Here is a 13608-nt window from a genome sequence, read left to right on the forward strand (position 1 = left end):
GCAATTCAGCGCGCGGGATTTTGTTCCGGACGATAGGACGACCACGGCGGATCTTCCCCGGGAAACGACGGGTGCGAATCTCTGTTAGGCTGGCGGTGGCTTGCTGATGTCAGGAGACAGCCGTGACCGATCGGACCATGACGGATCGAGGCCGGCACATCGCCTTGCTCGGCGCTCCCATCGACATGGGGGCTTCGCAGCGCGGCACCTTGATGGGCCCCGCGGCGCTGCGCACCGCAGGCCTTGCGACAGTGCTCGAAAGCCTGGATTTCGAGGTCGTCGACTACGGAGATCTTTCCGTGGCCGAAGTCGGGGATCTCACCGACAGGCCGCCGGAAAGCGCCAATCACTACCGCGAGATCCAGCGCTGGACGCGCGTTCTGAGCCGCAAAGGCTATGAGATTGCGAAGACCGGCGCGCTGCCGATCTTTCTCGGCGGCGATCACACGCTGTCCATGGGATCGGTCAATGCCATGGCGCGTCATTGGCAGGAGCGGGGACGCGAGCTGTTCGTGCTCTGGCTCGATGCCCATGCCGACTACAACACGCCGCAGACGACGATCACTGCGAACATGCACGGCATGTCGGCCGCGTTCCTGTGTGGTGAGCCCGGCCTTGACGGCCTGCTCGGCGACGATCCGCGCGCTTCGATTACCCCCGACAGGCTCGATTTGTTCGGTGCGCGCTCGATCGACAAGCTCGAGAACGAATTGATGCGCGCGCGCCGGATCAGGGTCGTCGACATGCGTCAGATCGACGAGTTCGGCGTCGCCGTCTTGATCCGGCGCGTCATCGAGCGGGTCAAGGCGAACAACGGCGTGCTGCATGTCAGCTTCGATGTCGATTTCCTCGATCCGTGCGTGGCGCCGGGCGTCGGCACCACTGTGCCGGGTGGAGCGACCTATCGCGAGGCACACCTGATCATGGAGCTGTTGCACGATTCCGGCGTGGTCGGATCGGCCGACATCGTCGAGCTCAATCCGTTCCTGGATGAACGTGGCCGGACGGCGCGCACGGCCGTCGAGCTGATCGGCAGCCTGTTCGGCCAGCAGATCACCGACCGGCCGACGCCGAGCAACGCGATCGCTCCAGGCGAGTGATCGAGCTTCTTGCCGCGGACCTCGCGCCTTCAAAATTGGGCCGGAACATTCCCTCGATTGCCAAGTTTTCCCGGTGCCCTTCCCCAAGGGCGACCCCGTATGGCCTCAGCTCGAACGCCCCCGATATCCCCGCGAGCTGAGGCCTTTTTCTGCTCCGGCAGATTGGATATCGATGGTGCACGCAGTTCTCTCTCCTTCGGGGCGCATCGGTATGTTTTGTCAGAGAGATCGGCTGGTGACCCGGCCGGAACTTTGCCGACATAACACCGTTCCCGATGCGCGGGCGCGAACGTAGGCGGACACCATGAAATGGATGCTTGTGGTCCTCGTGGGTGGCGTCGCCCCCGTCAATACCGATCTCGTATTCGACAAGTTCAGTGACTGCCTGTCCGCCGAGGCGCAAATGCGACAGCACTACGCCGATGCGTTCGATGCCTGGGACCGTGTGGCCGCAGCAAGAATCGACCGGCGTAGCGACTACAGGAAAGCCCGCGATCTTGAGGCGAAAAGACTGCTGAGCAACGTAGGCACCTGTGTGCCACACGGCGGAGGAGATTCTGTTGCGCCGGCGGAGCAGCCCAAGCCGCCCGCCGCACCTTCGCAGCAACCCGCTGCGCCGCCGCCGCCGGCGGTGCGACCTTAGCGAACGCGGCGCGAGCCCGATTGCGTTCGGCCAAATTCGGTCCTGCGAGGTCGCATCGGGAAAAAGTGGCAAAATCTTGGAACCTTGTCACCAATTCGCGGGTTTTCGCAGCGCCGCATCCTGCGGTGAGGAGATACCCATGAAGAAGCTGATGTTGACGTGCGCGGCTGCTGCGCTGATCTCGACCGGCGCGCTGGCGCAGTCGACGGTCGTCACCACCACCGGCACCGGCCATGCGGCCGCTGTGCAGATCGAGCCGGAATACCGGACGAAGATCCGTACCTATGTCACCGAACACAAGGTACGTCCGGTGCAGACCCGAGAGAAAATCGTGGTCGGCCAGCCGGTGCCGCGCGAGGTCGAGCTCGAGGCCGTGCCCGCCGATTGGGGGCCCTCGCTCACCAGGTACCGTTACGTCTACTCGGGCGAACGCGTGATGCTGGTCGATCCGTCGACGCGCACGGTCGTCCAAGAGATCGACTAAGTCCCGGGTGGCGGGTCGCTGAGCCGGCGGCCCGCCCCCTTCCTGTCCGGCCCCCCCGAATACCTCACCCTTGTTTGCGAGCGGCCGTCATGCCGATCATTCGATACTTCGTCTTCGTCGGCGGGCTCCTGGTGACCTTGCTGTTCGCTGCCGACCGGTATTTGCCGGCTCCCGGCGAGCCTGCAGCGACGGCAGATCCTGACAGAACCATTATCCGAATCACGTCGGCAAGAAGACTACCGGAGAAGATCGTATTCGATACGCGTCTGCGCGCCGATGTGCCTGAGATCGCGCAGGCCGATCCGATTCCTGAAGAACCGCGGCAGCACGTGCGTGAAGCCATGGCCGCCATGCCTGCAGCACCGTCCGGCCAGATCAAGAAAGAACCGGCCCTCCGCGTCTCCGCAGAGGCCCGTACGCATCCGAAGCGCTCGGCCAAATCATCGAAAAGGGCACCCGAGCGACGGCTTGCCTTCGAGCGGCACGACCCGTTTTCCGGCGAATGGTGGTGAGCGGAAAAGATCGCAAGTGTTATAAAGGAAAAGGCCGCGCTCGTTCGGAGCGCGGTCTTTTTTTGCAGATGGACGAGCGCGAAAGCGATGCCGAAGAACTCCAGCTTCGGGATAGCCTACCTGCACCGGCTTCCCAAGGAACGAATGTTGACGGACATGAAGATGCTCGTTGCCCGCGTGGCCCGCGGAAGCACAAGGCCGAGTTGGACGCTGCTGGCGATTTCCTTTCTCGTCTCGGCAGTCATCGTGATCGCCTTGCGCATCATATTCGGGAGCTAGATCGGATCGCCGGGCTTGCGGCTCCGCTCCCTGAGTGCCCAACCGGGAACAAGTGGAATATCCAGGCGTTGGCGGCCAGGCATCCATCTGGATGCTGACTCACTGGAGGAGACGATGATGAAAATTACTTTCGCCGCAGCTCTGATCAGCAGCGCTCTGATCGGCGGCGCTGCGTTCGCGCAATCCACTCCGCCGGCTGATCGAGCGGCTCCGGCTGCTACCGCACAGCCGGCCGATAAGATGATGCTCAAGGACAATTGGCGCGCCTCGAAGCTCATGGGCCTGAACGTCTATAACGAAGCCAACGAGAAGCTCGGCGACATCAACGAATTGCTCGTCGACAAGAGCGGCAAGATCAACGCAGTGGTGATCGGCATCGGCGGCTTCCTGGGAATGGGCGAGCACGATATCGCCGTTTCGATGGACAAACTGAAGTTCGTGGAAGAGCCGGTCCGGACCAGCTCGACCAGCACTTCGACCACCCCGCGCGAGACGACGACCGGCGCGGCTTCGACCAGCGCCACGACCCGCAACACCAATGATTGGGTCCCCGATCACGCCGTCATGAGCGGAAACAAGGAGCAGCTGAAGGCACTCCCGCAGTTCAAATATTCGGACTACAACTGACAGGACAAAACGTTATCGAGATCGAGGGCCTCCATTTGGAGGCCCTTTTCATGCCGACCCACATCGGAGCCGCTTGCAGCCGCGCTTCACACTCAGCCGCGTGAAGCTATTCACTCGGTTCGGCAATGCGGTGCCGGGCCGGGTCGATTTCCCGACCGCAGGATCGTGGCCTCTGCAGGGTGGAACCGCCCGTCCCCAAGGAGGCGGGGGAACCGGGAGGGGCGCCATTGAATTAACCCTGCATGAGGACAACAGCGGATCTTTCGATGACAAATACTCGTTTCGCGAGCTCCATCTCTGCCGCCCTCCGCCATCCCGGTGTGATCGCGATGATCGTGGCTGGCGTGACGATTGCGGCAATGCTGATTGTCGATCACGGCCCCTGGAGCCGCGCCAAGACCCAGCCGGCCCATATTGCGATGTATGCGACCACGGGAGAAGCGGCCCGGGCGGCTGGTGCTGCGGTACTCCCGACCAAACCGAAATCGCCGATCGAGCCGTCGCGGCCGGGGCCCAAGACCTCGCCGACCGTCAACCCCGTGACGCCGTAATTTCGCTCACGATGAGTGGAGCCGCCTCGCAGATCTCGGTGGCGTTGTCGCCGCTCTAGCCTCGACCGATCACCGACGAGCCGAGCAGAGCGAGCACGGCCAGCGCCATCAGCGCGGTGCCGAGCCAGCCCAGCGCGATCAGCCATGACCGGGCCCTGAAGCGGCCCATGATCGCGCGGCTCGAGACGATCAGCATCATCATCGCCATGATTGGCACGGCGACGATGCCGTTGAGCACCGCGCTCCACACCAGCATGTGGATGGAGTCGATGCCGGTGAAGCCGAGGCCGAAGCCGATGAGCGTTGCCGCGGCGATGATGGTGTAGAAGCCGACCGCCTCATCGGGCTTGGCCTCCAGCGTGGCGCGCCAGCCGAAGATCTCTGCGACGCCGTAAGCGGCCGAGCCCGCCAGCACGGGGATGGCGAGCAGGCCGGTGCCGATGATGCCGAGCGCGAACAGCGCGAAGGTGAAGTCGCCGGCGAGCGGCCGCAGCGCTTCGGCCGCCTCCGTCGCCGAACCGATGCTGGTAACGCCGTTGGCGTGCAGGACCGATGCGGTGGTGAGGATGATGAAGAAGGCGATGCCGTTGGACAGCAGCATGCCGGAGATGGTGTCGGCCCTGATGCGCGCGAGCTCCGGGCCGGCGCCACGCTTGACGTCGCGAAGCGGCTTGTCGCGCTTGCCCTGGTTCATCTCCTCGACCTCCTGCGAGGCCTGCCAGAAGAACAGATAGGGGCTGATGGTGGTGCCGAGCACGGCGACGACCATCAGAAAATAGTCGGCGCTGACATTGGCCTTCGGCCACACCGCGGCGAGCAGCGCCGTGCTCCACGGGATCTCGACGGTGAAGGCGGTGGCGACATAAGCGAACAGCGCCAAGGTGAGGAATTTCAGCACCGGGGAATAGCGGCGATAAGGCAGGAAGACCTGGAGCAGGGTCGAGCCCGCCGCGAAGATCAGCGCGTGCTCGTGGTTGAGGCCGCCGATGACCAGCGAAAGCGCCTCGGCCATCGCGGCGATGTCGGCGGCGATGTTGAACGTGTTGGCGGCGACGAGCATGGCGACCAGCGCCAGCACCGCCCAGCGCGGCGCGATCTGCATGACGTTGGCGGCGAGCCCCTTGCCGGTGACGCGGCCGATCTGCGCGCTGACGAGCTGGATGGCGATCATGAACGGCGTGGTCAGAAACACCGTCCACAGCAGCCCGTAGCCGAATTGCGCGCCGGCTTGCGAATAAGTGGCGATGCCTGAAGGATCGTCGTCGGCAGCTCCGGTGATGAGGCCCGGCCCCAGCCTTTGCAGCAGCGACGGCGCGGATTTCGTCGGCGTGAGAGCGCTGTCGCTCATGAACGGGACCTCGTCGGGCGGGTGCTTTTATGCAAATGCTAATCGGGAAACGAAAGTTCCTCGCCGCGCCGGCGTCCTATCGATTTCTGATAATGCTAAGTCGACTTGACTGTCGGGCAAAACAGGTGTAGATTGCCATCATCGCAAAAATTCCCGCAGCCCAGATTCTCGCAAGTAGTCCGCGAGGCTACTGGTGTCGGCGGCGGGACTTTGGGGATGAAGGACGTCGGCCGCGCTACTTGACGCTGACGAACATGCCCCAGGCGGCGGCCAGCGCCGCGCCGGAAAAGACGATCAGCGGGTTATCGCAGAACGCGCCGCCATAGCTGCACATGGTGACGCCGAACGAGCCGATCTCGTGATGGCTCGCGGAGTAGAACAGTCCCGACAGCACCAGCAATGCAGCGGCGACGTAGTACATGGCAATCTCTCCGACGCTTTCCCGATTGCATTCGCGCAAGTACATGTCCCAGCATGGCGCGAAGAGATTGCATCCTGCCGAATTCGGTAGGTTGCATTTGAGTCAAATGTCGGAAAACGCACGGATCGCCTTGTTCCGGAGCAGGAACAGGCATTCGTTAGTGCGGTGCACCTTGCTGAATGTAAGTGCGGGCCCCCGCCGGAATTGCCAGAATTTCCCGGTCCAGCGCTGGGCCAAATCTTGAAATACCGAAAACGTGGGGACCGACAATGCATCCCTTTGTCTGCGCACACGATGTCGCACTTCTTCATGAACGAGTTGAAGTGCTCATTCTACAACTCGCTGAGCTGGAAGAATTGCGCATGCGAGTGCTTATAGCCGAGCGGGTGATGAAGAGAACTGGGGCGGGCCCACACGGTGAAGCGCCTGAACAACCGCCGACTGAAGCGGTTGAATGGCAGGAAATGTCTCGCGATTGCTACTGCCCGACTTGATGCGTAGCATCGATATGAGGATCGGCTCTCGACAGGAAAAAAGGCCCCGCACCGCGGGGCCTTTGTCGTGCCGGGTCTGGGCTGCTCTATCGCCGCGTGCCCACGCCGTAGAGCTCGCGCTCGCGGCCGATGTCCTCGGGAGACAGGGGCGGGCTTGCGGCATCGAAGTCGGTCCAGCCGGCTTTCTGCCAGGCCGCGCTGCGGTCCTGAAGGTTCACGGACTTATCGTGGAGAAGCGCATCGAGGCGTGAGCGGTCCTGGTCGGGCACCCTTGCGGACACCAGCGTGCCGCCGCGGCGAATGCCCTCGGCATAGCGCGAGGCATCTTCCCTGGAGACGCCGGCCTGCGTCAGGGCGCCGACGATGCCGCCCGTGGCCGCGCCGGCAGCCGCGCCGACAGCGGTCGAGGCGAGCCAGCCTGCCGCGACGACCGGCCCGAGGCCGGGGATTGCCAGCAGGCCGAGCCCGGCGAGCAGGCCGGCTGCGCCGCCGAGGCCGGCGCCGATGCCGGCTCCGGTCCCGGCGCCTTCAGCGCGATCGTCGACGCCGTCGCGATCGCGGTCGACCTTGCCGGACCGCGAACCGTACCAATTGTCCGAATTGTTGGCGACGATGCTGATATCGGAATGCGGCACGCCGGCGCCTTCGAGCCGGGTCACGGCACGTTCGGCATCGGAGTAATTGTCGTAAAGACGTGAGATGGTGACTGTCATTGTTCGGTCTCCTCGTGATTGCTTGTTACTTGGTGGGGTTCACGTTGCCCTGGAAGTCGACGCTGACGTCGCTCTTGCTGCCGGCCTTGTCGGCCTTGCCGCGCCAGACGCCTTCGTTGTCCTTGTGCAGGCCGGAGACGTTGGAATAACCGGCATCCTCGATCCGCGATTTGGCCTGCCCCTCGGTGAAGCTGTTGCGGCCGGCGACCGGCTTGTTCGAGTTGTTCTGGTCCGAGCTGTTGACGGCGTTGTTGCCCGGCCCACTCTGGGCAGGCTGCGATTGCGCGCTGGCGGGCACCGCTCCGAGCAGCAGCATGGTCGTGGCAAGTAGAGTAAGACGTCGCATTTTTTTGTCCTCCAGCAGGTGAAAGTGCCCGCGACAACAAGTGAGATTCGAATTGGTTGCTTCCGTTTGCAGATGCCGAGTGCCGCAGCCTGTCTCGCGCGAAATGTGCGTGTGCATCGAACCAGATTAGGAACGTCTGCCAGTTTGCCCCGTTTATGCGCGCCGTGCGGATGCCGTTGGCAGATTTATTTCAGCCGCCGCATCAATTGATACGGCACGAAGGCGTGAGGGGCGGATGATGGCCGGAGCGCGCGCGTTGAGTTGGCGCGCTGGCGGCCCCGGCATTTTCGCTCCCCACGTCCAACCCCGAGGTGCCTGGGGTCGCTCCCATGCCGCTTAACTGGTTTTTCGCCTTCGGAACTTCAACTGCTCCGGCCCATTGTCGCCGGGAAATCGAGACGGCTCCCATCATGCAATCTGGCTACCCGCTGCTGAAGAAATGGACGGCGCAAGACCACGAGCGATTGAAGGCATTGGCCGAAGCAGGCCGGCGGCCGGACGAGATTGCAAGCGAGCTCAATCGAAGCGAAGCGGCGGTGAGAGTGCGTGCCTGGCAGCACGGCATCGCCTTGCGGCTTGTGATTCAGAGGCGCAAGCCCGTGAAAACGGCTGGTTCGAAGGCCCGCATGTGATTGAACGGCGGCCGCCTCACTTCGACGATTGTGCGTCGGCTTGCGTCCTGGCGGGCTCCCAAGGTGCGGGAAGGATGACGCGGATCGGACGAGCCTCGGCGGAGCCTTGACCAGCTGGCCGGGCTTGATCCCTGGCAGGTTCGGCCAGAGCCACGGACAAGAGTGCAATCAGCATCGCCAGCGAGGTCGTGACAAGTCTCATATCCAGCATCGAGGCCTCCAGTTTTCGCACCAACGCTGGCGGCGGCTGTCGGTTCAGGCTCGATCGGGAACAAGTGGTAATTTTGTATGTTTGAAGAAGACAGGTCCGGATGACCGGACTGCTGGAGGAGGACACGATGAACATCAAGACCATCATTGCCGCTGCCGTGTTGACGTCATTTGCGGCTCCCGCATTCGCGCAGTCGTTCTACGTGGTGCAGGACGTCAAGACCAAGAAGTGCACGATCACGGAGGCGAAGCCGACGACCACGGAAACGACCGTCGTCAGCGGTGACACCGTGTACAAGACCAGGACTGAAGCCGAGGCCGGCATGAAGACCGTCAAGGTCTGCACGTCGAACTGAGAAGGACAGATGCCTGTACTTTTGCTTTGGCCGTCCCGGCCGTGATCGTGCTCGGTGGCGGCGTTTATCTGATTGGCCACATGCACTGAGAATGGATGCCGAGGGTGCCTGGCGCGTCCACGGCCCCCTTGCGAGTGAGGTTGCGCAAGCGTCAAGCAAAAGCCCGCGTGGAGCGATCCGCGCGGGCTTGTTGTATGTGACGCTTCGTCCGCTTGCCGCGCAGACGACCTCGCGGTGACCAGGTTCAATTCTGTACACAAGCAGGCAGCACCCCGAGCCCCCCGTCCGACGAAACACGGCTGAAACATTGCTGAAACCAGATCGTCCTGAACTCCGCGCCCGCTCGTCCCGACCAACGGAGCGAAGAGGAGAGACAATCATGATCCAGATCGGTTCGAAGGAAGAAGTCGCGTTCCTGCTGGCGCTGTTCGGCACCCACACCCAGCCGGTGCAGCGGCCGAAGCCGAAATCGCAGCAAAGGTGAGAGGCTGAACCCATGCCAGGTTTGGCCGAATGCCAGAGCCTGCTCAGGCTCCTGATCGCCAGGGGCGATCCCAAGGCCATCCCGCTCGCCAAAGGTGCCATCGATCAGTATCTGAACACGGCGCCGCTCAGCGCCCGCGGGCGCGGCCTGCGCGTGCTCCAGCGCGACGCACTGGACCAGCACGATGTGGCGGTCGGCGTGCAGCGCTCGTTCGCCGAGACGGTGGATGCCTATATCGAGCACAAGCTTGCGGAGGAATAGGGGGCCGCGCAGCCAGGCAAAGTCCCCGTCCTGCCGGATCGACCTCGGCGGCGTTCCCGGAACCCGTTGATCCCTAGCGAATTTTTCGTCGCATTTGGAAACCTTTGCCCGTCCCGGGCCTATTAGGGCAAAGGATGCAACGATGCCGCGTTATTACTTCGACCTTCGCGATCAGCAGGGAATTGCGCTCGACGAGGAAGGGCTGGAATTGGCCAGCCCGCGCGCCGTTCGGGCCGAGGCCGCCAAGTCGCTTGCCGACATGGCACGCGATGCCGTTCTTTCCGCGCCGCCCACGGGCGGCCGGCAGACGATGGCGATCGACGTTCGCGACGCCAGCGGTCCCGTCATGCAGCTGACATTCTGGTTCGAGATCGAGACTCCGACCTCGCGATCGCCATCACGCGATCATTGACGCGTCAACGCGTCCGGCGGCGACGGCTCGGGATCCAGCACGGCGATCTTCCGGCCGAGCTGCCACACCTCGACCTTGCCATGACGGGTGTACTGTCGTGCGAAGCTGAGAGCGGAGGAATCCGACGGAGCCTCGAACGCTTCGGCGGAGCGGAAGACCCCGTTCTCGCCGACGAGATAAGCGCGATATTGCTGCATCATGTCGGTGCCCTCAGGCCGGGGGAGCGCAGCCAGGCCTCGATCTGCATGGCCGTTTCGTCCTGCCGCGCCCGGCGCAGCAGCATCTCCCGGCGGCGCCCCGGCGCGAGCGCGCGCGCTTCCTCGCGACAGCGCGTGGCTTCGTCGGCGAGTCTTTCGCTGAGAGTCCTGGTCTGTTTGAAACGACGCCGCGTCAGCATGGCGCATCTCCCTGTTCGCGGAGGCGGGAGCGCAAACTGGCGTTCTCATCACCGATAAATGCCACGAGCCTTGCGGTGATGTATTAACGCTACGCCGCCGGCGGCGCCGAGTCTGTATCATTTGGTATGTCCGCAAATTAAATTTTCGGGTGCAAGTTCAGTCATTTGAGCCACTTACTCATCTTGAGTGCGACACGAGAGCTAAGTTCACTTTTGAACCAAAGCGACCTCTGGTCGTTTGCAAGACATCACCGGCCAAGGATTTGTCCGTAGGCGTCGGTGGCTGAGAGACCCAGCGTGCTCCCGCCTGCAAAGCGAAGGAGCATACCGATGCGGGTTTATCGGCCGTTGCCTGCCGATCATGAGCAGGCAGAATACATGCGACAGCTTTTGCGCGAGGCCCGCGAGCTGCTGAACCAGTCGCCGCCCGATACGTTTCTGGGACGCAAGACAACAGAGGCGCCTCCGAAAAAGCAGGAGCCGGACGCGGATACCGGCTGACGCGTGGGTGCTTGTCGAATCCAGCCACTGATGCCCGCTCTGAATTTACTTCCGCTTCCGGCGGCACAATGGACATCGCCGGACTTGCTGTCGGTCTGGTCCCGTCGCCAATGACCCGACTGAGACATTGGCGCTGAGCTTCTGTCCCGCGTTTTGCGTTCAGGACCACGGCGGCTCTTCGCTCGCCCCGGCTGCCTCGTGGCGGATCGTGACATCCGCCGAACGCAACCCGGTCAGCAATACGGTTCTGACAGAGGCAGCATCAAATCCAATATCCTTGGCATTTGGTGGATGTGCCTCGCTGTTCTTCAATCGGAGCGCAAGGTGCAATTGCTCGCAAAGGTGCTGAACGACGAGATTGACCTGATCGTCAGTCATGATCGGCTTCTCCTGCGGCCATTCTGCTACAAAACCAGGTAGCGCACTTGATCGGACGGTATGCGGTTGGACCGCCCATGGGATCACCCTGTGCGATGACCATGTGCGGATGAATGAGACGCATTCCGTTCGCTACAACGCACGAGTCCGAAATTCGACGACATCAGAAAGAGGGCGGCGCTCCCACGCAACTGGCGGCGCTTGCGGCTACTTTATGCCCGAGGACCCATTGGGCTCCATGTGCACCAAAACCTCGCCGGTCGTGATTTCGGGCACTCCAAGATCGAGGTCAGGCAGACTTGCCTGAACAAACGCGAGTATCTTGGCATTCGCTGCATTGGCGCTTTCGCAGTCGTCAAATATCATCACAGCGATACCAACACCGTCGCCCGCATCAAGCACATAGTAAGATTTGAATCCGTGCGATTGCCTTAGGATCTCGCCGACGCCGCTCCTGGCGCGGCGAGCAGCGTCCGCGACCGAACGAACCTTGGCGTACTTGCGAATGACCATGTACATGGGGCCACCACGCGCTACACGCCCCCACGCATCAAAGCACATCGGCCCTGGTTGGACTAGGGCCTCCTCTGGATGGGTCACACCGACCGTTGGGCCCGCGCAACGCGCCTTTCCAATCAGCCATCCTCGCCCCGCAAGTGGGGGCCGAGGTGCCGAGGCTAGGAGCCCTCGAACTTGAACGACACGTTGAGCTTGGCGCGATAGGCCTCAACTTTTCCGTTTTCATCCAGTTGCATGTCGAGCTTGATGACCTCTGCAACGCGAAGATCCCGGAGAGATTTCGCTGCTTGCTCGACCGCATTGGCGGCCGCCTTCTCCCACGAGTCGCTGCTGGTACCGACCAGTTCTATGACCTTGTAGACGCTATCAGCCATGTCGTCCTCCTGTTCGGTATGACCCAGGAAATCTAGCATCAGGATCTCGACGCTGATACCGTTTCGGACGGAGCCGAGAAGGGACAAACTGCTGGCGGAGGGGCGGCTCTTGGCTCCGAATGAACTGCCGGACCGACGCCATCGTGTCCGCTCATGGCGGATCGACGGAAATGCGTCTGATTGGCTGTCTCTTTTCAGTCTGCCCCGGACCGGAAGGCAGCACGATCCCGTTGGCGCGCAAGCTCACGCCCAAACAAAACGGCTATGGCTCGTGCCGAGCGCGAGAAAGATGGCCCCAAGGAAGCTCTGGAAGGAAGCTCTGGCTCGCACGCGAACCATCTCGGTCACCTGCCTCGCCGAAAAAGGGGTAAAGTGCCCAGGGCTCACATCCGAGGAGCAACAACATGACCCTACGCCCCGAACTGGTTCCTGCCAGGATCGACTGGCATGTCTTCGCGGTTATGAGCAACACGATCCCGCCTCGAGATCCTGACGACGAAGAAGATGACGACGAAGAAGAGGATGAGGACGAAGAGCAAGACGAGGAGGAGAACCAAACCGACGAATCGCCGGTCGTGCGCGAGCCGGACGAAGACTAAGCGGGATGCTTGGAGATAGCCTTGAGCTTCGGTGAGTGCGATCCCCAGCCTGCGCGCGGCGCGCTGGTGCGTCCGGCGGCTTTCAAGGTCGGTCTGATTCCGAGAGCCACCGATAGACGCTGAATGGACCAGGTTTCCGGCGCAGCACTATCGGCGTTCACGGGTAGAGGAGGTGAGCATGACCCTCATATGGCTTGGTGTGCTGCTTGTTTTCGGCGGCATACTCCAGATGGCGTTTCAGCCCATCTGGCGAGGCCGATTCAGCGGTGGAAGGTGGCTTCGCTCCGGGCGTGACACGCTGGAGCCTGAAAGGCCGGGTGGCGGCTTCGGCATCAAATCGAACTGGCCTGGACTTGTGATGGTCGCACTTGGCGGCACTTTCTTGCTGGCCGGAGCTGCCATCTGAGTTGAAATGTCTCGGGCGTCGCCCGCTATCTGGCCGCGCCAATCTGCTGGAGCCGAGTCTCGTCGTGGCGTCCGCGCGCCGGATCAGGCGCGAAGCGCAAGGTGCAGGAATTGGTTGAAGGCGCTCGCCTGGTAATCGGCGAACGCCTCGCCGTTGACGAAGCCGCGCTTGTGGTACAGCGCCAGCGCCGGCTCGAACGCCGGGCCGCTTCCGGTCTCCAGGCTCAGCCGGGTCAGCCCGCGCGCCTTCGCCTCGCGCACGATGTGGTCCAGCAGCAGCGCCGCGACGCCGCGACGCAGATGATCCGGGTGGGTCCGCATCGACTTCACCTCGGCGCCGCCGTCACCCAGCTCCTTCAGCGCGCCGATGCCGACGACGTCGTCGCCCTCGCGCACCGACCACACGGTGACCCCGGGCACCTGCAGCCCCGACAGGTCGAGCGCGAAAACGTGGCCCGGCGGCGAGCTCGCATGCATGCCGGCGAGATGCAGCGCGAGCAAGCGGCGGGTCGGTTCGGAGGTGAGATCGTCGGGGTGGATTGAGAACATGGGGGGACCGTTT

General features: G+C 62.8%; 24 protein-coding genes. 14 read left to right on the forward strand and 10 right to left on the reverse strand.

Annotated elements, in window-relative coordinates; genetic code table 11:
- Window positions 1-122: 122 nt before the first annotated feature.
- The 7 genes from rocF to GGD65_RS11535 all read left to right on the forward strand — a co-directional run bounded on the left by rocF (window position 123) and on the right by GGD65_RS11535 (window position 4196).
- Window positions 123-1100: an arginase gene (rocF, locus tag GGD65_RS11505; RefSeq protein WP_179735714.1), complete on the forward strand. Its 978-nt coding sequence runs from the start codon at window positions 123-125 to the stop codon at window positions 1098-1100.
- Window positions 1101-1404: 304 nt separating this feature from the next.
- Window positions 1405-1743 (forward strand): hypothetical protein, encoded by a 339-nt coding sequence (locus tag GGD65_RS11510; protein WP_018319179.1) that lies wholly within the window; start codon window positions 1405-1407, stop codon window positions 1741-1743.
- Window positions 1744-1882: 139 nt separating this feature from the next.
- Window positions 1883-2227: a DUF1236 domain-containing protein gene (locus tag GGD65_RS11515; protein WP_018319180.1), complete on the forward strand. Its 345-nt coding sequence runs from the start codon at window positions 1883-1885 to the stop codon at window positions 2225-2227.
- Between the two features lie 89 nt (window positions 2228-2316).
- Window positions 2317-2739, forward strand: a complete 423-nt coding sequence (locus tag GGD65_RS11520) for a hypothetical protein (RefSeq protein WP_183235337.1) — start codon at window positions 2317-2319, stop codon at window positions 2737-2739.
- An 87-nt stretch (window positions 2740-2826) separates the two neighbouring features.
- Window positions 2827-3018 carry a hypothetical protein gene (locus tag GGD65_RS11525; RefSeq protein WP_183235517.1) on the forward strand — a complete coding sequence of 64 codons (192 nt, stop codon included), beginning with the start codon at window positions 2827-2829 and terminating at the stop codon, window positions 3016-3018.
- 114 nt (window positions 3019-3132) lie between these two features.
- Complete coding sequence (locus GGD65_RS11530; protein ID WP_183235338.1) at window positions 3133-3645, forward strand: PRC-barrel domain-containing protein; 513 nt, start codon at window positions 3133-3135, stop codon at window positions 3643-3645.
- Window positions 3646-3911: 266 nt separating this feature from the next.
- Window positions 3912-4196: a hypothetical protein gene (locus GGD65_RS11535; RefSeq protein WP_183235339.1), complete on the forward strand. Its 285-nt coding sequence runs from the start codon at window positions 3912-3914 to the stop codon at window positions 4194-4196.
- Between the two features lie 55 nt (window positions 4197-4251).
- Here GGD65_RS11535 and GGD65_RS11540 read toward each other — a convergent pair whose 3' ends face one another.
- From GGD65_RS11540 to GGD65_RS11555, 4 genes are all read right to left on the reverse strand, one after another.
- Window positions 4252-5544, reverse strand: a complete 1293-nt coding sequence (locus GGD65_RS11540; protein WP_018319185.1) for an NRAMP family divalent metal transporter — start codon at window positions 5542-5544, stop codon at window positions 4252-4254.
- Between the two features lie 235 nt (window positions 5545-5779).
- Window positions 5780-5965: a hypothetical protein gene (locus GGD65_RS11545; RefSeq protein ID WP_020508701.1), complete on the reverse strand. Its 186-nt coding sequence runs from the start codon at window positions 5963-5965 to the stop codon at window positions 5780-5782.
- Between the two features lie 580 nt (window positions 5966-6545).
- Window positions 6546-7172 carry a hypothetical protein gene (locus GGD65_RS11550; protein WP_018319187.1) on the reverse strand — a complete coding sequence of 209 codons (627 nt, stop codon included), beginning with the start codon at window positions 7170-7172 and terminating at the stop codon, window positions 6546-6548.
- A gap of 25 nt (window positions 7173-7197) precedes the next feature.
- Window positions 7198-7518 carry a hypothetical protein gene (locus tag GGD65_RS11555; RefSeq protein WP_018319188.1) on the reverse strand — a complete coding sequence of 107 codons (321 nt, stop codon included), beginning with the start codon at window positions 7516-7518 and terminating at the stop codon, window positions 7198-7200.
- Between the two features lie 329 nt (window positions 7519-7847).
- Here GGD65_RS11555 and GGD65_RS11560 point away from each other — a divergent pair, with 329 nt between their 5' ends.
- From GGD65_RS11560 to GGD65_RS11575, 4 genes are all read left to right on the forward strand, one after another.
- Window positions 7848-8150 carry a hypothetical protein gene (locus GGD65_RS11560; RefSeq protein WP_246783248.1) on the forward strand — a complete coding sequence of 101 codons (303 nt, stop codon included), beginning with the start codon at window positions 7848-7850 and terminating at the stop codon, window positions 8148-8150.
- A gap of 338 nt (window positions 8151-8488) precedes the next feature.
- A complete protein-coding gene (locus GGD65_RS11565) occupies window positions 8489-8716 on the forward strand; it encodes a hypothetical protein (protein WP_091965624.1) in 228 nt (75 codons plus the stop codon).
- Between the two features lie 496 nt (window positions 8717-9212).
- Window positions 9213-9461: a hypothetical protein gene (locus GGD65_RS11570; protein ID WP_018319193.1), complete on the forward strand. Its 249-nt coding sequence runs from the start codon at window positions 9213-9215 to the stop codon at window positions 9459-9461.
- Between the two features lie 142 nt (window positions 9462-9603).
- Complete coding sequence (locus GGD65_RS11575) at window positions 9604-9873, forward strand: DUF6894 family protein (RefSeq protein ID WP_179735701.1); 270 nt, start codon at window positions 9604-9606, stop codon at window positions 9871-9873.
- On the opposite strand, the gene GGD65_RS11580 is transcribed toward GGD65_RS11575, so the two are convergent.
- Entirely contained in the window at window positions 9867-10073 is a 207-nt protein-coding gene (locus GGD65_RS11580; RefSeq protein ID WP_018319195.1) for a hypothetical protein, read from the reverse strand. The two genes, GGD65_RS11575 and GGD65_RS11580, sit on opposite strands and share 7 nt — an antisense overlap.
- On the reverse strand, window positions 10070-10270 hold the full coding sequence (locus GGD65_RS11585) for a hypothetical protein (protein WP_018319196.1): 201 nt from the start codon (window positions 10268-10270) through the stop codon (window positions 10070-10072). Before GGD65_RS11585 ends, GGD65_RS11580 begins: the two co-directional genes overlap by 4 nt.
- Before the next feature lie 330 nt (window positions 10271-10600).
- Between GGD65_RS11585 and GGD65_RS11590 the strand changes: the two genes are divergently transcribed.
- Window positions 10601-10771: a hypothetical protein gene (locus GGD65_RS11590; RefSeq protein WP_018319197.1), complete on the forward strand. Its 171-nt coding sequence runs from the start codon at window positions 10601-10603 to the stop codon at window positions 10769-10771.
- A 159-nt stretch (window positions 10772-10930) separates the two neighbouring features.
- On the opposite strand, the gene GGD65_RS11595 is transcribed toward GGD65_RS11590, so the two are convergent.
- From GGD65_RS11595 to GGD65_RS11605, 3 genes are all read right to left on the reverse strand, one after another.
- Entirely contained in the window at window positions 10931-11149 is a 219-nt protein-coding gene (locus GGD65_RS11595) for a hypothetical protein (RefSeq protein WP_143109132.1), read from the reverse strand.
- A 207-nt stretch (window positions 11150-11356) separates the two neighbouring features.
- The gene (locus GGD65_RS11600) at window positions 11357-11668 is read right to left on the reverse strand and encodes a hypothetical protein (protein WP_092261766.1); all 312 of its coding nucleotides are present in this window, start codon (window positions 11666-11668) and stop codon (window positions 11357-11359) included.
- A gap of 158 nt (window positions 11669-11826) precedes the next feature.
- Window positions 11827-12042 (reverse strand): dodecin family protein, encoded by a 216-nt coding sequence (locus GGD65_RS11605; protein ID WP_026202140.1) that lies wholly within the window; start codon window positions 12040-12042, stop codon window positions 11827-11829.
- Between the two features lie 404 nt (window positions 12043-12446).
- Between GGD65_RS11605 and GGD65_RS11610 the strand changes: the two genes are divergently transcribed.
- Window positions 12447-12641 (forward strand): hypothetical protein, encoded by a 195-nt coding sequence (locus GGD65_RS11610; protein WP_049814922.1) that lies wholly within the window; start codon window positions 12447-12449, stop codon window positions 12639-12641.
- A 178-nt stretch (window positions 12642-12819) separates the two neighbouring features.
- Entirely contained in the window at window positions 12820-13047 is a 228-nt protein-coding gene (locus GGD65_RS11615) for a hypothetical protein (RefSeq protein WP_026202141.1), read from the forward strand.
- Between the two features lie 83 nt (window positions 13048-13130).
- Here GGD65_RS11615 and GGD65_RS11620 read toward each other — a convergent pair whose 3' ends face one another.
- A complete protein-coding gene (locus GGD65_RS11620; protein WP_179735697.1) occupies window positions 13131-13595 on the reverse strand; it encodes a GNAT family N-acetyltransferase in 465 nt (154 codons plus the stop codon).
- Between the last annotated feature and the right edge of the window lie 13 nt (window positions 13596-13608).

Source organism: Bradyrhizobium sp. CIR18 (assembly GCF_014198295.1).
Lineage (GTDB): Bacteria > Pseudomonadota > Alphaproteobacteria > Rhizobiales > Xanthobacteraceae > Bradyrhizobium.

Excerpts from the sequence above, each read along its gene's own strand:
- GGD65_RS11510 (WP_018319179.1), top strand. The coding sequence starts at position 1,405 with ATGAAATGGATGCTTGTGGTCCTCGTGGGTGGCGTCGCCCCCGTCAAT.
- GGD65_RS11515 (WP_018319180.1), top strand. The coding sequence starts at position 1,883 with ATGAAGAAGCTGATGTTGACGTGCGCGGCTGCTGCGCTGATCTCGACC.
- GGD65_RS11520 (WP_183235337.1), top strand. The coding sequence starts at position 2,317 with ATGCCGATCATTCGATACTTCGTCTTCGTCGGCGGGCTCCTGGTGACC.
- GGD65_RS11525 (WP_183235517.1), top strand. The coding sequence starts at position 2,827 with ATGCCGAAGAACTCCAGCTTCGGGATAGCCTACCTGCACCGGCTTCCC.
- GGD65_RS11530 (WP_183235338.1), top strand. The coding sequence starts at position 3,133 with ATGATGAAAATTACTTTCGCCGCAGCTCTGATCAGCAGCGCTCTGATC.
- GGD65_RS11535 (WP_183235339.1), top strand. The coding sequence starts at position 3,912 with ATGACAAATACTCGTTTCGCGAGCTCCATCTCTGCCGCCCTCCGCCAT.
- GGD65_RS11540 (WP_018319185.1), bottom strand. The coding sequence starts at position 5,544 with ATGAGCGACAGCGCTCTCACGCCGACGAAATCCGCGCCGTCGCTGCTG.
- GGD65_RS11545 (WP_020508701.1), bottom strand. The coding sequence starts at position 5,965 with ATGTACTACGTCGCCGCTGCATTGCTGGTGCTGTCGGGACTGTTCTAC.
- GGD65_RS11550 (WP_018319187.1), bottom strand. The coding sequence starts at position 7,172 with ATGACAGTCACCATCTCACGTCTTTACGACAATTACTCCGATGCCGAA.
- GGD65_RS11555 (WP_018319188.1), bottom strand. The coding sequence starts at position 7,518 with ATGCGACGTCTTACTCTACTTGCCACGACCATGCTGCTGCTCGGAGCG.
- GGD65_RS11560 (WP_246783248.1), top strand. The coding sequence starts at position 7,848 with ATGCCGCTTAACTGGTTTTTCGCCTTCGGAACTTCAACTGCTCCGGCC.
- GGD65_RS11565 (WP_091965624.1), top strand. The coding sequence starts at position 8,489 with ATGAACATCAAGACCATCATTGCCGCTGCCGTGTTGACGTCATTTGCG.
- GGD65_RS11570 (WP_018319193.1), top strand. The coding sequence starts at position 9,213 with ATGCCAGGTTTGGCCGAATGCCAGAGCCTGCTCAGGCTCCTGATCGCC.
- GGD65_RS11575 (WP_179735701.1), top strand. The coding sequence starts at position 9,604 with ATGCCGCGTTATTACTTCGACCTTCGCGATCAGCAGGGAATTGCGCTC.
- GGD65_RS11580 (WP_018319195.1), bottom strand. The coding sequence starts at position 10,073 with ATGATGCAGCAATATCGCGCTTATCTCGTCGGCGAGAACGGGGTCTTC.
- GGD65_RS11585 (WP_018319196.1), bottom strand. The coding sequence starts at position 10,270 with ATGCTGACGCGGCGTCGTTTCAAACAGACCAGGACTCTCAGCGAAAGA.
- GGD65_RS11590 (WP_018319197.1), top strand. The coding sequence starts at position 10,601 with ATGCGGGTTTATCGGCCGTTGCCTGCCGATCATGAGCAGGCAGAATAC.
- GGD65_RS11595 (WP_143109132.1), bottom strand. The coding sequence starts at position 11,149 with ATGACTGACGATCAGGTCAATCTCGTCGTTCAGCACCTTTGCGAGCAA.
- GGD65_RS11600 (WP_092261766.1), bottom strand. The coding sequence starts at position 11,668 with ATGTACATGGTCATTCGCAAGTACGCCAAGGTTCGTTCGGTCGCGGAC.
- GGD65_RS11605 (WP_026202140.1), bottom strand. The coding sequence starts at position 12,042 with ATGGCTGATAGCGTCTACAAGGTCATAGAACTGGTCGGTACCAGCAGC.
- GGD65_RS11610 (WP_049814922.1), top strand. The coding sequence starts at position 12,447 with ATGACCCTACGCCCCGAACTGGTTCCTGCCAGGATCGACTGGCATGTC.
- GGD65_RS11615 (WP_026202141.1), top strand. The coding sequence starts at position 12,820 with ATGACCCTCATATGGCTTGGTGTGCTGCTTGTTTTCGGCGGCATACTC.
- GGD65_RS11620 (WP_179735697.1), bottom strand. The coding sequence starts at position 13,595 with ATGTTCTCAATCCACCCCGACGATCTCACCTCCGAACCGACCCGCCGC.